14 protein-coding genes and 1 pseudogene are annotated in these 15124 nt (G+C 69.1%); 9 read left to right on the forward strand and 6 right to left on the reverse strand.

Translation table 11 applies throughout. The annotated features are described in order from the left end of the window. Positions 1-220: 220 nt before the first annotated feature. Positions 221-769: a carboxymuconolactone decarboxylase family protein gene (locus ADL25_RS30375; protein WP_059131082.1), complete on the forward strand. Its 549-nt coding sequence runs from the start codon at positions 221-223 to the stop codon at positions 767-769. 270 nt (positions 770-1039) lie between these two features. On the opposite strand, the gene ADL25_RS30380 is transcribed toward ADL25_RS30375, so the two are convergent. Beyond that, positions 1040-2281, reverse strand: a complete 1242-nt coding sequence (locus tag ADL25_RS30380; protein ID WP_059131083.1) for a cytochrome P450 family protein — start codon at positions 2279-2281, stop codon at positions 1040-1042. A 416-nt stretch (positions 2282-2697) separates the two neighbouring features. Between ADL25_RS30380 and ADL25_RS30385 the strand changes: the two genes are divergently transcribed. Continuing rightward, on the forward strand, positions 2698-3177 hold the full coding sequence (locus ADL25_RS30385) for an ATP-binding protein (RefSeq protein ID WP_159045037.1): 480 nt from the start codon (positions 2698-2700) through the stop codon (positions 3175-3177). Positions 3178-3216: 39 nt separating this feature from the next. Here the strand turns inward: ADL25_RS30385 and ADL25_RS30390 are convergent, their stop codons facing one another. The 3 genes from ADL25_RS30390 to ADL25_RS49225 form a co-directional block, all read right to left on the reverse strand. Then, positions 3217-4371 carry a sensor histidine kinase gene (locus tag ADL25_RS30390; RefSeq protein ID WP_059131085.1) on the reverse strand — a complete coding sequence of 385 codons (1155 nt, stop codon included), beginning with the start codon at positions 4369-4371 and terminating at the stop codon, positions 3217-3219. Between the two features lie 95 nt (positions 4372-4466). Next, entirely contained in the window at positions 4467-5216 is a 750-nt protein-coding gene (locus ADL25_RS30395; protein WP_319113170.1) for a response regulator transcription factor, read from the reverse strand. A 209-nt stretch (positions 5217-5425) separates the two neighbouring features. Then, complete coding sequence (locus tag ADL25_RS49225) at positions 5426-5581, reverse strand: hypothetical protein (protein ID WP_159045038.1); 156 nt, start codon at positions 5579-5581, stop codon at positions 5426-5428. 111 nt (positions 5582-5692) lie between these two features. Between ADL25_RS49225 and ADL25_RS30400 the strand changes: the two genes are divergently transcribed. From ADL25_RS30400 to ADL25_RS30425, 6 genes are all read left to right on the forward strand, one after another. Further along, positions 5693-6634, forward strand: a complete 942-nt coding sequence (locus ADL25_RS30400) for an LLM class flavin-dependent oxidoreductase (RefSeq protein WP_059131086.1) — start codon at positions 5693-5695, stop codon at positions 6632-6634. A gap of 182 nt (positions 6635-6816) precedes the next feature. Next, positions 6817-7800: an Lrp/AsnC family transcriptional regulator gene (locus ADL25_RS30405; protein ID WP_059131087.1), complete on the forward strand. Its 984-nt coding sequence runs from the start codon at positions 6817-6819 to the stop codon at positions 7798-7800. A gap of 261 nt (positions 7801-8061) precedes the next feature. Beyond that, positions 8062-9198 carry a hypothetical protein gene (locus ADL25_RS30410; RefSeq protein ID WP_059131088.1) on the forward strand — a complete coding sequence of 379 codons (1137 nt, stop codon included), beginning with the start codon at positions 8062-8064 and terminating at the stop codon, positions 9196-9198. A 31-nt stretch (positions 9199-9229) separates the two neighbouring features. Further along, positions 9230-9475 (forward strand): hypothetical protein, encoded by a 246-nt coding sequence (locus ADL25_RS30415; RefSeq protein ID WP_147317809.1) that lies wholly within the window; start codon positions 9230-9232, stop codon positions 9473-9475. Further along, on the forward strand, positions 9466-10647 hold the full coding sequence (locus ADL25_RS30420) for an acyl-CoA dehydrogenase family protein (protein WP_234381094.1): 1182 nt from the start codon (positions 9466-9468) through the stop codon (positions 10645-10647). Before ADL25_RS30415 ends, ADL25_RS30420 begins: the two co-directional genes overlap by 10 nt. A gap of 112 nt (positions 10648-10759) precedes the next feature. Further along, positions 10760-11641 carry an FAS1-like dehydratase domain-containing protein gene (locus ADL25_RS30425; RefSeq protein WP_059131090.1) on the forward strand — a complete coding sequence of 294 codons (882 nt, stop codon included), beginning with the start codon at positions 10760-10762 and terminating at the stop codon, positions 11639-11641. Between the two features lie 97 nt (positions 11642-11738). Here the strand turns inward: ADL25_RS30425 and ADL25_RS30430 are convergent, their stop codons facing one another. Beyond that, positions 11739-12965: a CaiB/BaiF CoA transferase family protein gene (locus ADL25_RS30430; protein ID WP_059131091.1), complete on the reverse strand. Its 1227-nt coding sequence runs from the start codon at positions 12963-12965 to the stop codon at positions 11739-11741. Between the two features lie 298 nt (positions 12966-13263). Here ADL25_RS30430 and ADL25_RS50815 point away from each other — a divergent pair. Next, a pseudogene (locus tag ADL25_RS50815) lies at positions 13264-13508 on the forward strand (RNA-guided endonuclease TnpB family protein); the annotation flags it as partial. Between the two features lie 383 nt (positions 13509-13891). Here ADL25_RS50815 and ADL25_RS30435 read toward each other — a convergent pair. After that, entirely contained in the window at positions 13892-15121 is a 1230-nt protein-coding gene (locus ADL25_RS30435) for a CaiB/BaiF CoA transferase family protein (protein ID WP_059131135.1), read from the reverse strand. Between the last annotated feature and the right edge of the window lie 3 nt (positions 15122-15124).

Here is a 15124-nt window from a genome sequence, read left to right on the forward strand (position 1 = left end):
GGCGGTGACGGTGTTCATCAGCTCGACCGGCAGTGGTTCACCCAGCAGCGGCGCGCTCGTGATCACACCCTCGTTGCTCATGCTCCCAGGATAACTCCATGGCTAACGGAAAAGTTCCGCTCCATCCATTTGACCGGCGAGTGGCGGCGTGACACAGTCCTAATGGGAGAAGTAATTCTAACCATTAGCCATGTGTTGAGAATCTGCCAAGGAGATCGTTATGTCTACGCTGTCCCAGATCCGCCCTTCCGAGGCCACTGGCGAGGCGGCAACCCTGCTCGCCGAGCTCAAGAAGAACATCGGTGCCGTTCCGAACATGGCCAAGGCGATGGCCAACAGCCCGGCCTTGCTCAAGGGGTGGATGGCGCTGTCTGCCGCGCTTGCCGGTGGCGTGCTGCCTGCGCCGGTGCGCGAACGACTCGCGCTCGCGTCCGCCGAGTACAACCGCTGTAGTTATTGCCTGTCCGCCCACACCTACCTGGGCAAGAACGTCGCCAAGCTGGACAGTGAGGAGATCGAGCGTGCCCGTCACGAGCAGTCGGCCGACCTGCACGCGGCCGCGTTGCTCGCTCTCTCCGGCGCGATCGCCCGAGGTCGCGGCGCCGTGGACGAGAGCACGATCACGAGCGCTCGGGCCGCCGGCGTAACAGACGCCGAGATGGCCGAGGTGGTCGGCAATCTCGCACTGAACATCCTGACCAACTACTTCAACCTCGTCGCCGGCACGGAGTCCGAGTTCCCCGTCGTCAACCCTCACCAGCACGTGTGACGATGCCGACTGCGCGGGTCGGCGCCCCGTCTCGTTGACGTGACCCGCGCGGCCGTCCGTCTGTATTGGAACTGCCGCCCCCCCAGGCGGGTGGTGGGGCCGGTGCAGCCATGTTCGCGGGTAAGTTGATGGACGCCGTCGACACTCGTCACGCCCGGGTACTTCTCCGCTACCTGCTCTGCGCGGCGGATCCGTGGACAGCACGGCCCGGTCGGTCGGACGGACGCGTCGGTGGCAAGGCTCCCCGGGGAGTTGCGACGGCAGCAGGGGTCATGCGGAGGAGTCCACGGGAAGCCGGTCGGGGGTGAAAGTGACCGGGAGGTGTTCGGGGCCGCGCAGGCCGCTCGGTCTCCACCGCAGTTCGCCCGGCGGCACGGCCAGGGCGAGGTCGGGAAGACGTCGTAGGACGGTCCCGATGGCGACTTGGCCCTCCAGGCGGGCCAACGGTGCCCCCAGGCAATAGTGGATGCCGTGCCCGAAGGCGAGATGGGCGTTGTCCCGACGGGTGATGTCCAGAAGATCGGGGTCCGCGAATCGTGCCGGATCGCGGTCCGCGATGGCGGAGGCGACGACAACCGTGGCGCCGCGAGGGATCGTCACGCCCGCGATCTCGACATCCTCGCGTGCGAACCGGGCGATGCCGGGGTTGACCGGCCCGTCGTAGCGGAGGAATTCCTCGATCGCGTCCGGCAGCAGCGCAGGATCATCCCGGAGCGACCGCAGTTGGTCGGGATGGGCCAGCAGTGCGGAGATTCCGCCGCCGATCAGGTTCACGGTGGTGATGTATCCGGCCACCAGCAACAGGAAGGTCATGGCGACGAGTTCGTCCTCGTCCAGTCGCTGTTCCTCGTCCCGGGCGACGATCAACGCGCTGAGCAGGTCGTCCGCCGGTCGGTCCCGTTTGGCCTGCAGCAGCCCGGTGAGGTACGAGCGCATGTGCCGCCAGGCGCCGTCCACGACGGCCGGATCCGGCGGTTCCGAGCCCCGGCGGATCATCTCGTCGGTCCAGCGCTGGAATTCGTGCCGGTCGGTCGAGGGGACTCCGAGCAGTTCACTGATGACGGTGACCGGCAGGGGCAGGGCGAAGTCCGTGATGAGGTCCGCGCGGCCCGTCGGTACGACCGCGTCGAGCAGACGGTCGCTGATCACTTGAACGCGGGGGCGCAGTTCGGCGACCCGGCGTGCGGTGAACGCCTTCGACACCAGCCGGCGCAGGCGGGTGTGGTCCGGCGGGTCGGCGCGGAGCATGGTGCTCAGAAAGGACTCGCGCTCCGTCGCAGGCAGTTGCTGCATCAGCCGGGGATCCGAGGCGTCGCGGATGTCGCTGCTCAGCCGCGGATCGGACAGGGCGGCGAGAGCGTCCTCGTAGCGTGTGACCAGCCAGGCCTCCAGGCCGCCTGCAATGACGGCGCGCCGCACCGGACCCTCGTCGCGCAACTGCCGGTAGAACGGGAACGGGTCGGTGAGGAAGTCCGGGTCGGCGTAGGGCAGAAGGACCGGCTGCTGGCTCATGATGCCTCCCGAAGTACGCCGCGATCACATCCGATGAATCTGTCCGGCTTTGGGATTGTATGCGCCGATTGTGCCGGATCAGGGATTTCAACCAAGGGACGGGACGAAGACTCTGGGCTGTGTTCCGGCGAGGAGTTGCACGGATCGTCGCCAGGGCGAGCAGAGGGGAAGCCGCCGAAGCCTCCGGGGCCTCGCTGTGTACGGACATACCAGGGCTGCCCGAGGGCCCACGGACTCTCGGTCCACCGAAAGGGGGGCGGGGGCCGCCGCCGCGACGAAAGTTACGTCGCCGGGTGTCTAGGGTCATCCTCGAATCGGAAGAAAGTCATCGTTCCTGCGCTTCCCGCAAGGCCACTGTGGAGGTAGTCCGGGGCCGAGCCTTCGGCCCGCGTGCGCATCCTCTTGGAGGCCCTTCGATGAGTCGTCACCGCTTGGTCGCCAGGCTTCGCCGCGATCGTCGTGCACCCTCCCACGCACGCCGAGTCCTCGCCCGCCTCACCCCGACCGGCTGCGCGGTCGCGGACACCGCGGCGCTGCTGTTGTCCGAGGCGGTGTCGAACGCGGTCCTCCACTCGGACGGTGCCGACATCACCGTGGCGGTCACGCGCGAGGCAGGCGGGACGATCGTCGGTGCGGTCTTCGACACCGAGCCTCGGATGGGGCCCGGCGCCCGGGTGACGCACCTGCGGCAGGCCGAGGGGGCCAAGTCGGATGTGTGCCTGGAGAACGGTCGTGGTCTGGACCTCATGGACATGCTGGCCTCGTCCTGGGGCGTCTCCCCGGTCGGTGGCCGGGGGAAGTGGGTGTGGTTCCAGCTCGAGGCCACGTGCGACTGGGAAGCGGTTCCCGCGTCAAACCGTCGCCATGGTGGGCAGATGGCGATGGCTTCCCCATGAGGCATGGCCACGGTCGGAGCGTGGGGCCGTCCCGGTATGTCATTCGGTCGGCGGATGGGAGGGCAGGCGGAGCGCCACGCGGAAGCCGTCGGCGTTCGGGGCGGCGTGGATGTGCCCGCCGAGCAGGGCAGCGCGTTCGCGGAGACCTACAAGGCCGTGGCCGCCGCTCGGCAGATCGTCGTCAGGTGTCCGGGTGGGCGGACCGTTGGAGACCGTCAGGTGCACACCGTCCACCCGACAGTGCAGATCGACGTCCACGGACGCGCCGGGAGCGTGCTTGGCGGCGTTGGTGAGTGCCTCCTGAAGGGTGCGATAGAGGGCCTGCTGCACGACGGTGGGCAGCGCCTCGGGAAACCCCTCCACACACAGGGAGATCAGCTGCCCGGTACGTCGGCACCGCTCCACCAGGCCCGACAGTTCGTCGGCGTCGGGTCGCGGAGCTCGCGGGGCGCGGCGGCCGGGGGTGAGGATGCCGAGGATCTCGCGGAGCTCCTCCAGCGCGTGGCGCCCCTCGCGACGTATCAGTTCAGCGGCATCGGCGATCTTGGGGTCGTGCGCTGCGGCTCCGACGCGCAGGGCACCGGCTGTCAGCACGATGTGGCCGACCCGGTGCGCGACGACGTCGTGCATGTCCCGGGCGATGCGCGACCGCTCCTCGACACGAGTGCGCTGGACGAGCAGCTCCTGCTCGCGTTCCAGGGTGGCCAGCTGGGCCTGGGCGGCCGTGGTGAGGTCCCGGCGCAGACCGACCGCTCCGCCCACGGCCAGCGGACCGATGGCCAGGGCGAGGGTGTATCCCGCTTCCCGTGGGTCCCACGCCCCACCCGCCCACAGGGTCCCGATGTCGGCTCCGCTCGCGACGATCAGGAAGAAGGCGAGCACCCGTGCCTGCCGACGGTAGGTGGTCCCCACCGTGTACAAGGCGATGGCCAGCGCCGTGGGGGTGAAGCAGAGCAGATGGCACAGTACGACCAGACAGCCGACGGCGAACGGATGCCGTCGCCGCCACCACAGCAGCAGCCCCACCGCACCGGAGACCGTGGCGGTCAGGGGCAGCGGTGCTCCGGTCAGCAGCAGACCGTTCGAGGGCTTGATCCAGCTGTTGCCCACGCCGAGCGTGGCCGCGGCGATCACCAGGGCTGCGTCCACCCGCCGCGGCGACCAGAACGACGCGGAGAAGATGCCGGACGCCACCCCTACAGTGGATCAGGTCCTGGTCGCCGATGGCACGCCGAGACCGTCGGCGGATCGCCGGGGACGGCGTGGGGCGGTGCCGGTGGCCTCGGGGGTCAGCGCTCCAACCCCGCCCGATAGGCCAGCCGCGCCGCTTGTACGCGGTTCTCGGCGCCGATCTTCGCCAGTAGTCGGCTGACCTGGCCTTTGACGGTGCCCTCGCTGACATGGAGGGCGGCGCCGATGTCCGCGTTGGAAAGCCCCCGGCCGATGAGCCGCAATACGTCGACCTCGCGTTCGGTCAGCTTCGCGAGGGCGGACTGCTCGGCCTCGGTGAGGCGGACTCCGTGCTCGGCGAGCTGCTCCATGACCCGTCCGGTGACGGCCGGGTCGAGCGCGCCCTTGCCCGCCGCGACCTGACGAACGGCGCGCAGCAGGTCCTCAGGGGGCGTGTCCTTCAGCAGGAAGCCGCTGGCGCCCGCCTGTACCGCCGTGTCGACGTGCTCGTCCTCGCCGAACATCGTCAGGATGATCACGCGAGGCGGCACCGGAAGAGCACGGATCTCACGCGTCGCGGCCAGCCCGTCCATGCCGGGCATACGGATGTCGAGCAAGGCGACGTCGGGGCTGAACTGCCTGGCCGCGTCCACAGCGCTGCGACCGTCCCACGCCTGGGCGACCACGTGCACGTCGTCCGCGGACTCGAGCACGTCACCGATGCCGCGGCGCACTATTTCACTGTCGTCGGCCACAAGGACGTGGATCACCATCCGGTACCGCCCCGTCGCTCTCACGGAGGTGCTCAGTGGTGATCGCCCGCCGCCGAGCGCGTGCTCATGGGCGGACTGCACCTCCAGGTGTTCCACTGTGTCCCATCACGGCGAGACTGGCACCTTGCGGTATGACGCGTGGCCCCGGGGCCGGGCTGTACGCGCATGCCCCACAGAGGGACGAGGCCTCGGCAACGGCACAGCCGAACTCCTTCGGCATGTCGTAGAAGTCCACGCGGGCGCCGCCCTCGACGATCACCAGCCGCTTGGGGCCGCGTATCCGGGGAGTGCCGTTCGGTGGGGTGTCAGAGCGAGCCGGCGTCGCTGCCCGCGACGATGTGGACCGGCTGAGTGAGCAGGTCCCCGACGAGGTGGAGGGCGTCGGGGGCGAGGATCCCGTAGATGCTCCTGTTGAAGAAGTTCTTGTTCTTCGTGTTCGGGTGCTGTGCCCTCGGGAGCATGGACCACACCTGTCCTTCGCCGACAAGCACCGGCTGTGTGGCTGACAAGGCCGAAGGGGTGAGCGGCGCGGCACCCGGTGCCCGGCAGGCGACGCTCCCTAGGATGTGCGGGTGCGATTCGCGATCTCCATTCCGCAGTTCTCCGCAGACGGCGCGTTCGATCCGGCCGCGTTCCGCGCCTACCTCACGCGTGTGGAGCAGTCGGGTTTCGACAGCGCCTGGACGCAGGAGCAGATGCTCGGTTCGAAGCCGCAGCTCGGACCGATCGAGACCATGACCTACGCCGCCGCGTGCACGGAGCACCTACGCCTTGGATGCGTGGTCTTCGTGTCCACCCTGCACAGTCCGGTCCACCTGGCGAAGAGCATCAGCTCACTGGACCAGCTCAGCCGCGGCAGGATCGAGGTCGGCTTCGGCACGGGTGGCAAGCAACGCCCGTTCGGGGCCTTCGGTGTCGATCCGGAGCGTTACGTCGCCCGCTTCTATGAGGGCCTCGACGTCATGACCCGGCTCTGGCGCGACTCCAGGACCGACTACCAAGGCGAGTTCTGGCAGCTGACGGACGCCGCCATGGAGCCGAAGCCGTTCCAGAAGCCCAACCCGCCCATGTGGTTCGGAGGTAGCGGTCGCACCGCGCTGCGCCGGGCCGTGATGAGCCCCGGCCTGTTCAGCGGCTTCTTCGGCGCCGGACAGGTCTCGACCGCGAAGTTCGCCGACCAGGTACAGATCGTGCGGGAGGCCCTGGCCGAGTCCGGCAGGCCGGCGGACGACTTCGCAATCGCCAAGCGCGTCTACATCGCGGTGGACGACGACGCCCGGTCGGCCCGCGAACGGATCAACGCCGAGCTGGCCGCGCTCTACATGAGGAAGTCGCCCGAGGTGGAGGCCGCGGCGATCGCGGGGACTCCCGAGGAATGTGCTGTCCAGCTGCGCGAGGTCGTCGCCGCGGGCGCGCAACTCATCCTGTTCACGCCGCTGTTCGCGCAGGCCGAACACCTCGAGCGGCTGGCCTCGGAGGTCATGCCCGTACTCGGCGCGGGGACGTCCGGGTAGCACAAGGCGCCGACTCGGGCACCGGTGGCTGACCAACGGCTCTGTCGCGGGCGGCCGATTGCGGGCTGCTCCCTCGGGCGGCCGGTGACCGTGCGGGCCGCTTCGGCCGGCGACAGGAACCGTCACCCTGCGGACACCGCACAGGCTTCCGCCAAGAAGAGAGAGGACGCTGAAGGCCCTCCATGCAGAAAGCGCGCCGCCGTCTCGACACGGCGGATCGGCGGATCACGGCCGTTCTGATGGCGTCACCCCGTGCGTCCTGGCGGAGCGTCGCGGCGGTGCTGGGCGTGTCGGAGCGCACGGTCGTACGGCGTGCCGCCCCGCTGTACCAGGATCGCACCCTGCGGGCCACCGCCGTACGCAATCCCGCTCTCTTTCCCCACCTGGTCCCGACTGTCCTGCGCATCCGCTGTCGCCCCGCCCGGATCACCGCGATCGCCGCCGCCCTCGCCCGGCGTTCCGACACCGTCTGGGTCGACATCCTCGGTGGGGGAGACGAGATCTGCATCGTGGCCTTCATCGAAGGACCCGATGCACGCAACAACCTGCTCCTCCGCGACCTGCCGGTGACCGCGGCCGTGCAGTCCTGGACGGCTTACGACCTGCTGAAGGTCTTCCCCGCGGGTTTCGCGTGGAGCGCGGGACTTCTGAGCGAGGAGGAGTCCCAGGTGCTGTGGCCTGACTTGACCAGGCCCCCTGAGGTGCTGTCTCCACTCCCGGAGGACAAGCCGCTCATCGACGCACTGGTCGAGGACGCCCGTATGACCTATGGAGAGCTCGCGCACCGCACCGGCAGGACCCCGAGGGCCGTACAACGGCGCCTGCACGCCTTGGTGGAGGCGCATGTCGTCAGGCTGGCCACCGAGGTTGACCTGGCGCTGCTGGGGGTGCACGCCGAGGCACTGCTGTGGATCACGGTGGATCCAGGCGCATGGGAAGAGGCGGGGCAGGTCCTCAGTCAGCATCCTCAAGTACGTTTCACGGCGGCTACAACGGGCTCCAGCAGTCTGCTGGTGGCGGTGGCCGCCAGCGATCTCAGCGCGTTGTACACCTTCCTGACCGGCACGGTAGGGGCGTTGACCGGTGTTTACGGAATAGAGGTGACCCCCATCCTCACCGGAGTCAAGCGCACCGGCCTTGTGCGCCGCGCCGCGGTGACTCTGTGACGATGCCTCAGGCCGGTGTCGACCCCATTGTCATCCGTACAGGTCACGGGAGCTGACGTCGTATCAGCCGACTGGGATGCGGGTTGATCCGCCTGGCGGCAGTTGTGTTTACGTACCCATTCGCCCGGATAAGTCTCGCCGTCGTCAGGCACAACCCCGTCTCCCGTACCGGTTGTGGCTGCCGTCATTGTCCCCTGCTCCCGGGTGCCGTCGGCCTGTCCGGGGAGCGGCCCTCGGGCCTCACTCACATCTGGAGTGTTCATGAGTCTTGTCGCGAGAACGGGCGGTGCCGTCGCGGCGCTGTCCCTCGGCCTGGCTGTGCTGCCGGCCATCCCGGCCTACGCAGCCGTCGTCCATGTCGGCTGCAGTGTGCAGGCACTCAGGGGTGCGATCGACACCGCCAACGTCGCGGGCGGCGGCATCATCGATTTGGCATCCGAGTGCAGGTACACCCTCACCGACGCCGTCAATCCGGGCTCGTCCGTCGGCTTTTCCCCCATCGCCGGCGACGTCACCCTCAGGGGTGGCAGGCACACGGTCATCGAGCGTTCCACCGCCCCCGGCACACCGCAGTTCAGGCTGTTCCAGGTCAATCAGCCCAACGGCAAGCTCACCCTCAACCGCCTGACCCTCCGTAACGGCGCCGCCAACTTCGGCGGTGTCGCCCTTGTCTTCGGTTCCCTCGCCGTCTTCGACTCCGAGCTGACCGACAATCACGTCGGCAACGAGGGCGGCGCCATCAACGGTCAGTCCGGGAGCACGGTCTCTGTCACGTCGAGCCGGGTGGAGAAGAACACGGCCAGTAGCGCCGGCGGCGGAATCTCGTCGTTGGGCAATGTCACCCTCACGCGCACCGCTGTGAACATGAACACGGCCGGCTTCGGCGGCGGAGTCGCCTCCAACAGCACCGTCACCTTCAACCGCAGTTGGGTGACCGGAAACACTGCCACCAGTGGTCCCGGCGGTGGTGTGGCCATGCTCGGCGGCACCAGCACTTTCGAATCCACTCAGGTGACCCGGAACAAGGCGGTCGACGTTGGTGGCGGCATCTCCAGCTCGGGCGAGCTGAACGTCCGCCGAACCACGGTCCTGGGCAACATCGCAGGCAGTCAGGGCGGTGGCATTTGGAGCGGCGGCACCACCCGCATCGACGGGAGCGAGCTCGTCGGCAACCGGACGACCGCTGTGGGTTCTCAGGGCGGCGGCCTGTTCACCGCCTCGGGAACCGCGACCGTGAACCGTTCCAGGGTCGTCCGGAACCGCGACGGGGCGAACGGAAACGGTGGTGGGATCTACGAGCAGTCCGGCAGCACGGTCACACTCGGCCGGACGCAGGTGGCGGACAACCTGCCCAACAACTGTGCGCCCCCCGGAGCTGTCCCCGGCTGCGGGAACTGACTCCGGACCGGGACAGGTCACAGCGCGCCTGATGCCTGCAGCAGGAGTCGAACACTCGCCGAAACCGCAGTTGTGGTCCGAGGGCTCGCAGACGGAGGACAGTCTGCGAGCCCTCGGCGCCGTGCCGCAGGGACTTTCCGGGCAGCAGGACCAGGTGGAACCTGCCCGTTGCGGAGCCCGACCGGTCCAGCGGGAGTCATCCCCTGAGAAGGTGGAGGACGGCAAGCCGATCCTCGGCAAGACGCTCGACAAGGACGTGACGCAATCATGGGGATGACCGAGGTCCCGTCGACTGCCCGGCTCACGGAGGACGAGCGCGCCATCGTGGAAGTGGTCGCCGACTTCGTCGACAACGAGGTGCTCCCCGTGGTGCGGCAGTTGGAGCACTCCGACACCTACCCCGAGGAGCTCATCGAGCAGATGAAACGGCTCGGGGTGTTCGGCCTGCTCGTGCCCGCCGAGTACGGCGGTGTTGATGTATCCACCGCCTGCTTCGCCCTGGTCGCCCAGGAGCTGGCACGCGGCTGGATGTCGCTGGCCGGTGCGATGGGCGGGCACTCCGTGGTGGCCTACCTGATCCGCACCTTCGGCACGCCCGAGCAGAAGGCGACGTACCTCTCCGCGATGGCCACCGGCGCCTTGCGCGCCACCATGGCGCTGACCGAGCCGGGCGGTGGCTCCGACCTGAAGGCCATGCGGACCAAGGCGGTACTCGCGGACGGCACATGGACCGTCAACGGCTCGAAGACCTGGATCACCAACTCGCGCCGGGCCGGACTGATCGCACTGCTCACCCGCACCGGACCCGAACAGGGCAAGGGCTTCTCCATCCTTCTGGTGGAGAGGGATGCCGGTTACGAAGTCTCCAGGGACCTGCCCAAGCTCGGCTACAAGGGTGTCGAGAGTTGTGAAGTGGTCTTCGACCAGGTGCAGGTCCCTGAGTCCGCTGTCCTCGGCGGTGTGGCCGGCAGCGGCTTCCCGCAGATGATGCGCGGACTGGAGATCGGCCGGATCCAGGTGGCATCCAGGGCGCTGGGTGTCGCCCAGGCGGCGCTCAACGACGCCACCCGCTATGCACAGGAGCGGGAGGCCTTCGGCCGTCCGATCTGGGAGCACCAGTCGATCGGCAACTATCTCGCCGACGGTGCCACCAAACTGCGGGCGGCGCGCCTGCTCACCCTGGACGCTGCCGCCCGGGTGGACGCCGGCGAGCGTGCCGACATGGAGGCCGGCATGGCCAAGCTCTTCGCGTCCGAGGTCTGCATGGAGGTCACCCTCAACGCGATCCGGATCCACGGCGGTTACGGCTACTCCACCGAGTTCGACGTCGAGCGCTATTTCCGGGACGCCCCGCTGATGATCGTGGGTGAGGGCACCAACGAGATCCAGCGCAACGTCATCGCCAAGCAGCACATCGCCCGCAACCCGATCGACGGCGGAGGCCGCTGATGAGCCGATCCGACACCCTAACCACGCTCCGCGCCCCGAGGCAGGGGCGGCGCATCGGTGCCGGACCCACGGGCGCCGAGACCGTGCCGGCAGCCATAGGGGAGGCGCTGGGATGAGCGGCGCCCCTGAGCATTTCGCGGCCATCGAGGCCGATTGGCGTCCGGCGCCCGTCGAGGCCACCGAGTTCGTCACCGCCGCGCCCGTCCGGGCCTTGGCGGGGCTCTTCGACCAGCTGGTCCCGGCGCTGGGCGTCGGCGATCCGCTGCCTCCCTTGTGGCACTGGCTGTACGTGCTGGACCGCCCGGCCCAGGCCGATCTGGGCGAGGACGGCCACCCTCGCGACGGCGGGCTCTTCCTGCCACCGCTGCCGGACCGGCGTCGGATGTTCGGTGGAGGACGGCTGGAATTCCGTGCCCCGATCCGCGTCGGCGATCTTCTCACCCGCCGTTCCGAGGTCGCGAGCGTACGCGTACGGCATGGCGGATCCGGCCGGCTGCTGCTGGTGACGGTACGTCATGAATATCTCGTCGACGGCGAGATCCGCACGGTCGAGGAGCAGGACCTCGTCTACAAGCAGGCAGGCATGCCGCCTGTCCCCGAGCCCGTCGGGGAAGCGGTCCCGGCCGCGCCAGCCGAAGTGCCGCCCGCCCCCTGGGCGTTCACCCTGCGGCCGGACCCGACACTGCTCTTCCGCTTCAGCGCGCTCACCTACAACGCCCACCGCATCCACTACGACCGCGACTATGCGCGGGACGTGGAGGGCTACCCGGACCTGGTCGTGCACGGCCCCCTGCTGGCCCTGTCGCTGCTGGAACTCCCTCGCCGCTGCGCCCCGGAACGCGCCGTGACCGCCCTCGCGTTCCGATCGAGAGCCCCTCTCTTCGCGCCGAGGGACATCGAGGTGACGGGCGTTCCGGAAGGCGACCGTGCGGTGCTCTCGGCAGGCCTCCCGGGCGCCGCTCCCGGGATCACCGCGTCCGTGAGCCTTCGCTGACTTCGCTGACGGGGCGGGATGTCCGGGCGGTCGGCGCCCCGCTGAGGGGCGCGGAGGCCGCTGCGGGAGGGCTGGGAGGACATCGTGAACTCCTCGGTCAGACCGAGCCGTCGGCGTGCAGCGCCTTGATCGCTTCGTCGTCGTAGCCGAGCGCGCGCAGCACGGTGTCGGTGTGCTCGCCCACGGCCGGGACCGGGTCCATCCGCGGGGTGACTCCGTGCAGGGTGGCAGGGGGCAGCAGGGCCCTGATGGGCCCGCACGGTGTCTCGACCTCACGCCATCGGTCACGGCCGGCCAGAACGGGATGGTCCCAATAGTCGGCGACCGAGTTGAGCCGGGCATTGGCGACATTGGCCCGGTCCAGCAACTCGATGGCTGCGGCGGCGTCGAGGTCGGCGAAGCGTTCGCCGATGAGCGAGTTGAGTTCCTCGCGGTTGGCCACCCGGGCGGAGCCACGGTGAAAACGCTCGTCAGCGGCGATGTCCGGGGCCTTGAGGAAGACCTTGCAGAACGAGGCCCACTCTCGTTCGTTCTGGATGGCGAGCAGGACGGTCCCGCCGTCGCGCGCCGTGAACGGCCCGTAGGGGGCGATGGTGGCGTGCTGGGCGCCGAACCGGGCGGGCTCCACGCCGCTGTAAGCCGTGTAGTAGGCGGGTGAGCCCATCCACTCCGAGAGCGCCTCGAAGAGGGAGACCTCGACCGGGGTGCCGCGGCCGGTGGTGGCGCGCCGGATCAGCGCTGTGAGGATGCCGGAGTAGGCGTACATGCCGGCCGCGATGTCGGCGATCGAGATGCCGACCTTGGCGGGTTCCTCGGGGGAGCCGGTCAGGGAGACGACGCCGGTCTCGCACTGGACCAGCAGGTCGTACGCCTTGCGGTCGGCCCATGGGCCGTGGTTGCCGTAACCGGAGATGTCGCAGACGATCAGCTTGGGGTGGCACTCCGCAAGATCCTCGGCGCCGAGGCCGAGCCGGCGGGTGGCGCCGGGGGCGAGGTTCTGGACGAACACGTCTGCGTCGACAAGCAGCCTGTCCAACACCTCGCGGCCGCCAGGGGACTTGAGGTCGAGGGTGACCGACTCCTTCGAGCGGTTGAGCCAGACGAAGTAGCTGGACTGACCGTGCACCGACTCGTCGTAGGCGCGGGCGAAGTCACCGACGCCGGGGCGCTCGATCTTGATGACCCGGGCTCCGAGGTCCGCGAGCTGGCGGGTGGCGAACGGAGCGGCGACGGCCTGCTCCAGGCTCACCACCGTGATCCCTTCCAGGGGCAGGGCGGTCACTGGGCCTCCTCGGTTCCGGCCGACGTCGTCGAGCAAGACCATCACATCCTGGCCCCCGCTGCGACCAAGAGCGCGGACACGGTGCTTCGGAGATGTCGGGGCGGTCATGTCCGGACCGGCACTCCAGGCCCAACGGCCGGGGGGAGACAGGTCACCGGGTTCCTCCGAGGATGCCCCGGCCTTCAGGCCGTGGAGGAATTGGATCCCTGTGGAGCAGGGCGGGGGAAGGGCAACCGTCGCCAGGGCGATTGGTCGTCCACCACGGCATGGGGTGAGAAGGCCCGTCTTGATCAAGAGCTCCCGACTGTCAGTCCTCCCGGATAGATTCGGGTTCATGACGAAGGCGGCCGACGCCGCTCTCTCGGCTACCAAGCGCGCCCTGATCGAGATGGGCCGTAAGCATGGGCGGGATGTGCGCCTGGTGCATCCCGCGCACACCACGATGGAGTGCCCTGCACGCGATGCGGAGCCGTGCGCCCTCGGGACAAGAATTCCGCGTTCGTGATGCTGGTCCGGGCGGGTTGGTGCCCGGCAGGTGCTGAGGGCGTAAGACCTTCCGGGCCGCTGGCCCGGAAGGCTGCCTGAGCCTGGAATCCCCATACACGCCCGAAGGCGCCCCGCAAGGGGCGTCCGGCCACAAGGCCGGACGGGAATCCCCCGCCTCCAGACGGGGGAGCCTTCAATCAAGGACCACAACCGGCCGGAACGGCGCACTCATGGACAACGGCACCCCGCCGCCTCATCGTGCGGCGAGGTGCCGTCGGCTCTTTGTGCCGGTTCCTCTCGTCAACGCGGAATCCCATGGCCTGTCCGACGGTCCGGGGCGCCGGAGGACGACGCTCCGCGGCGTCGATGTCATGCGTGATGTCTCGCACGACCGGCGGTGTTCCGGCACTGTGGGAGTTCGAGGCTCACGGCCAGTGCGCTGAGACGGCGTCCCGAGTGGGTCTCTCCCGACATCGTGCTCATCACGCAGCCTCCTCTTCCGGAGCGCCAGGGATCGCTCCCTGGCTGCGCAGCCGTACGACATCGGCGGGGCTGAAGCCCAGCTCGGCGAGGACCTCGTCGTTGTGCTCGCCGAGGTCCGGCGCACGCTTGGCCGCCACCTTCGGCACCCCGCGCAGATTGATCGGGCTGCTGACGGTCTCCTTCAGATCGCTGACGCCTTCCAGGGGCACCACGATGTCGTTGGCGCGCAACTGCACGTCCTGCGCGGCCTCCTCCGGAGTCTGGATGAGGCTGAAGGTGATGCGCTCCCGGTCCAGGGCGTCCTTCCAGTGGGCGAAGGACTGCGAACGGAACTCGGCGTCGAGCACCTCGCTCACGGCGGCGGCGTTCTTGACCAGGGCCTCGGCGTCGGCGAAGCGGGGGTCCTCGAGCAGCTCGGGGCGCCCGACGGCGCGCGCCAGTCCCGGCCAGTGCAGGGACGAGGTTGCCAGCATGAACCACCGGCCGTCCGCCGTGCGGTAGGGGTTGGTCAACGCGTTCACCGGTGCGTTGCGGTCGTGCAGCTCGAACGGCGTGCCCCCGGCGAGCGCACCGGCCACGAGGGTTCCGGTGGCCCAGACCCCGGTGGCGAGCAGTGAGGTTCCGACACTGGTCCCCTCCCCGGTCCGTTCGCGGTGGTACAAGGCTGTCACGATGGCCCCGTAGATCGCGACGGCCGTCGTGTAGTCGCCGCTGCCCCAGACCGGCACCGTGGGCGGGGCTCCCGCGTCCCGGGTGGAGGCCAGCAGGCCGCTGCGCGACCAGAAGGCGGTCAGGTCGAAGCCCGGCTGCCTGGCGTCGGGGCCTGCATCACCGAACCCGGTGATGTCGGCGTAGACGACCCTCGGGTTCCAGCTCGAGACCTGGTCGTAGCCGAGGTGCAGCTTTTCGCGTGTACCGTGCGGGAAGTTGGTGATCACCACGTCGGCCCACTCGACGAGGCGCTTGAGAACCTCGGTGGACGCGGGGGACTTCAGGTCGATCACCATGCCGCGCTTGTTGCGGTTGGCGAGGTGCCAGCCGTAGTTGGCCTCCGCCCGGGGGCTGGGCGGCACGAAGCTCAGCCGCCGCTGGGGGTCGCCCTGACCCGGCGGCTCGATCTTGACGACGTCCGCTCCGAAGTCGGAGAGCATGGTGGCCGCCGCCGGTCCCGCGATGTATGTCGACGCGTCCAGGACCTTCAGGCCGGTGAAGACGGAATGTGTGGTCATCGC

Source organism: Streptomyces sp. NRRL F-5122, assembly GCF_001507435.1.
GTDB lineage: Bacteria > Actinomycetota > Actinomycetes > Streptomycetales > Streptomycetaceae > Streptomyces > Streptomyces lannensis.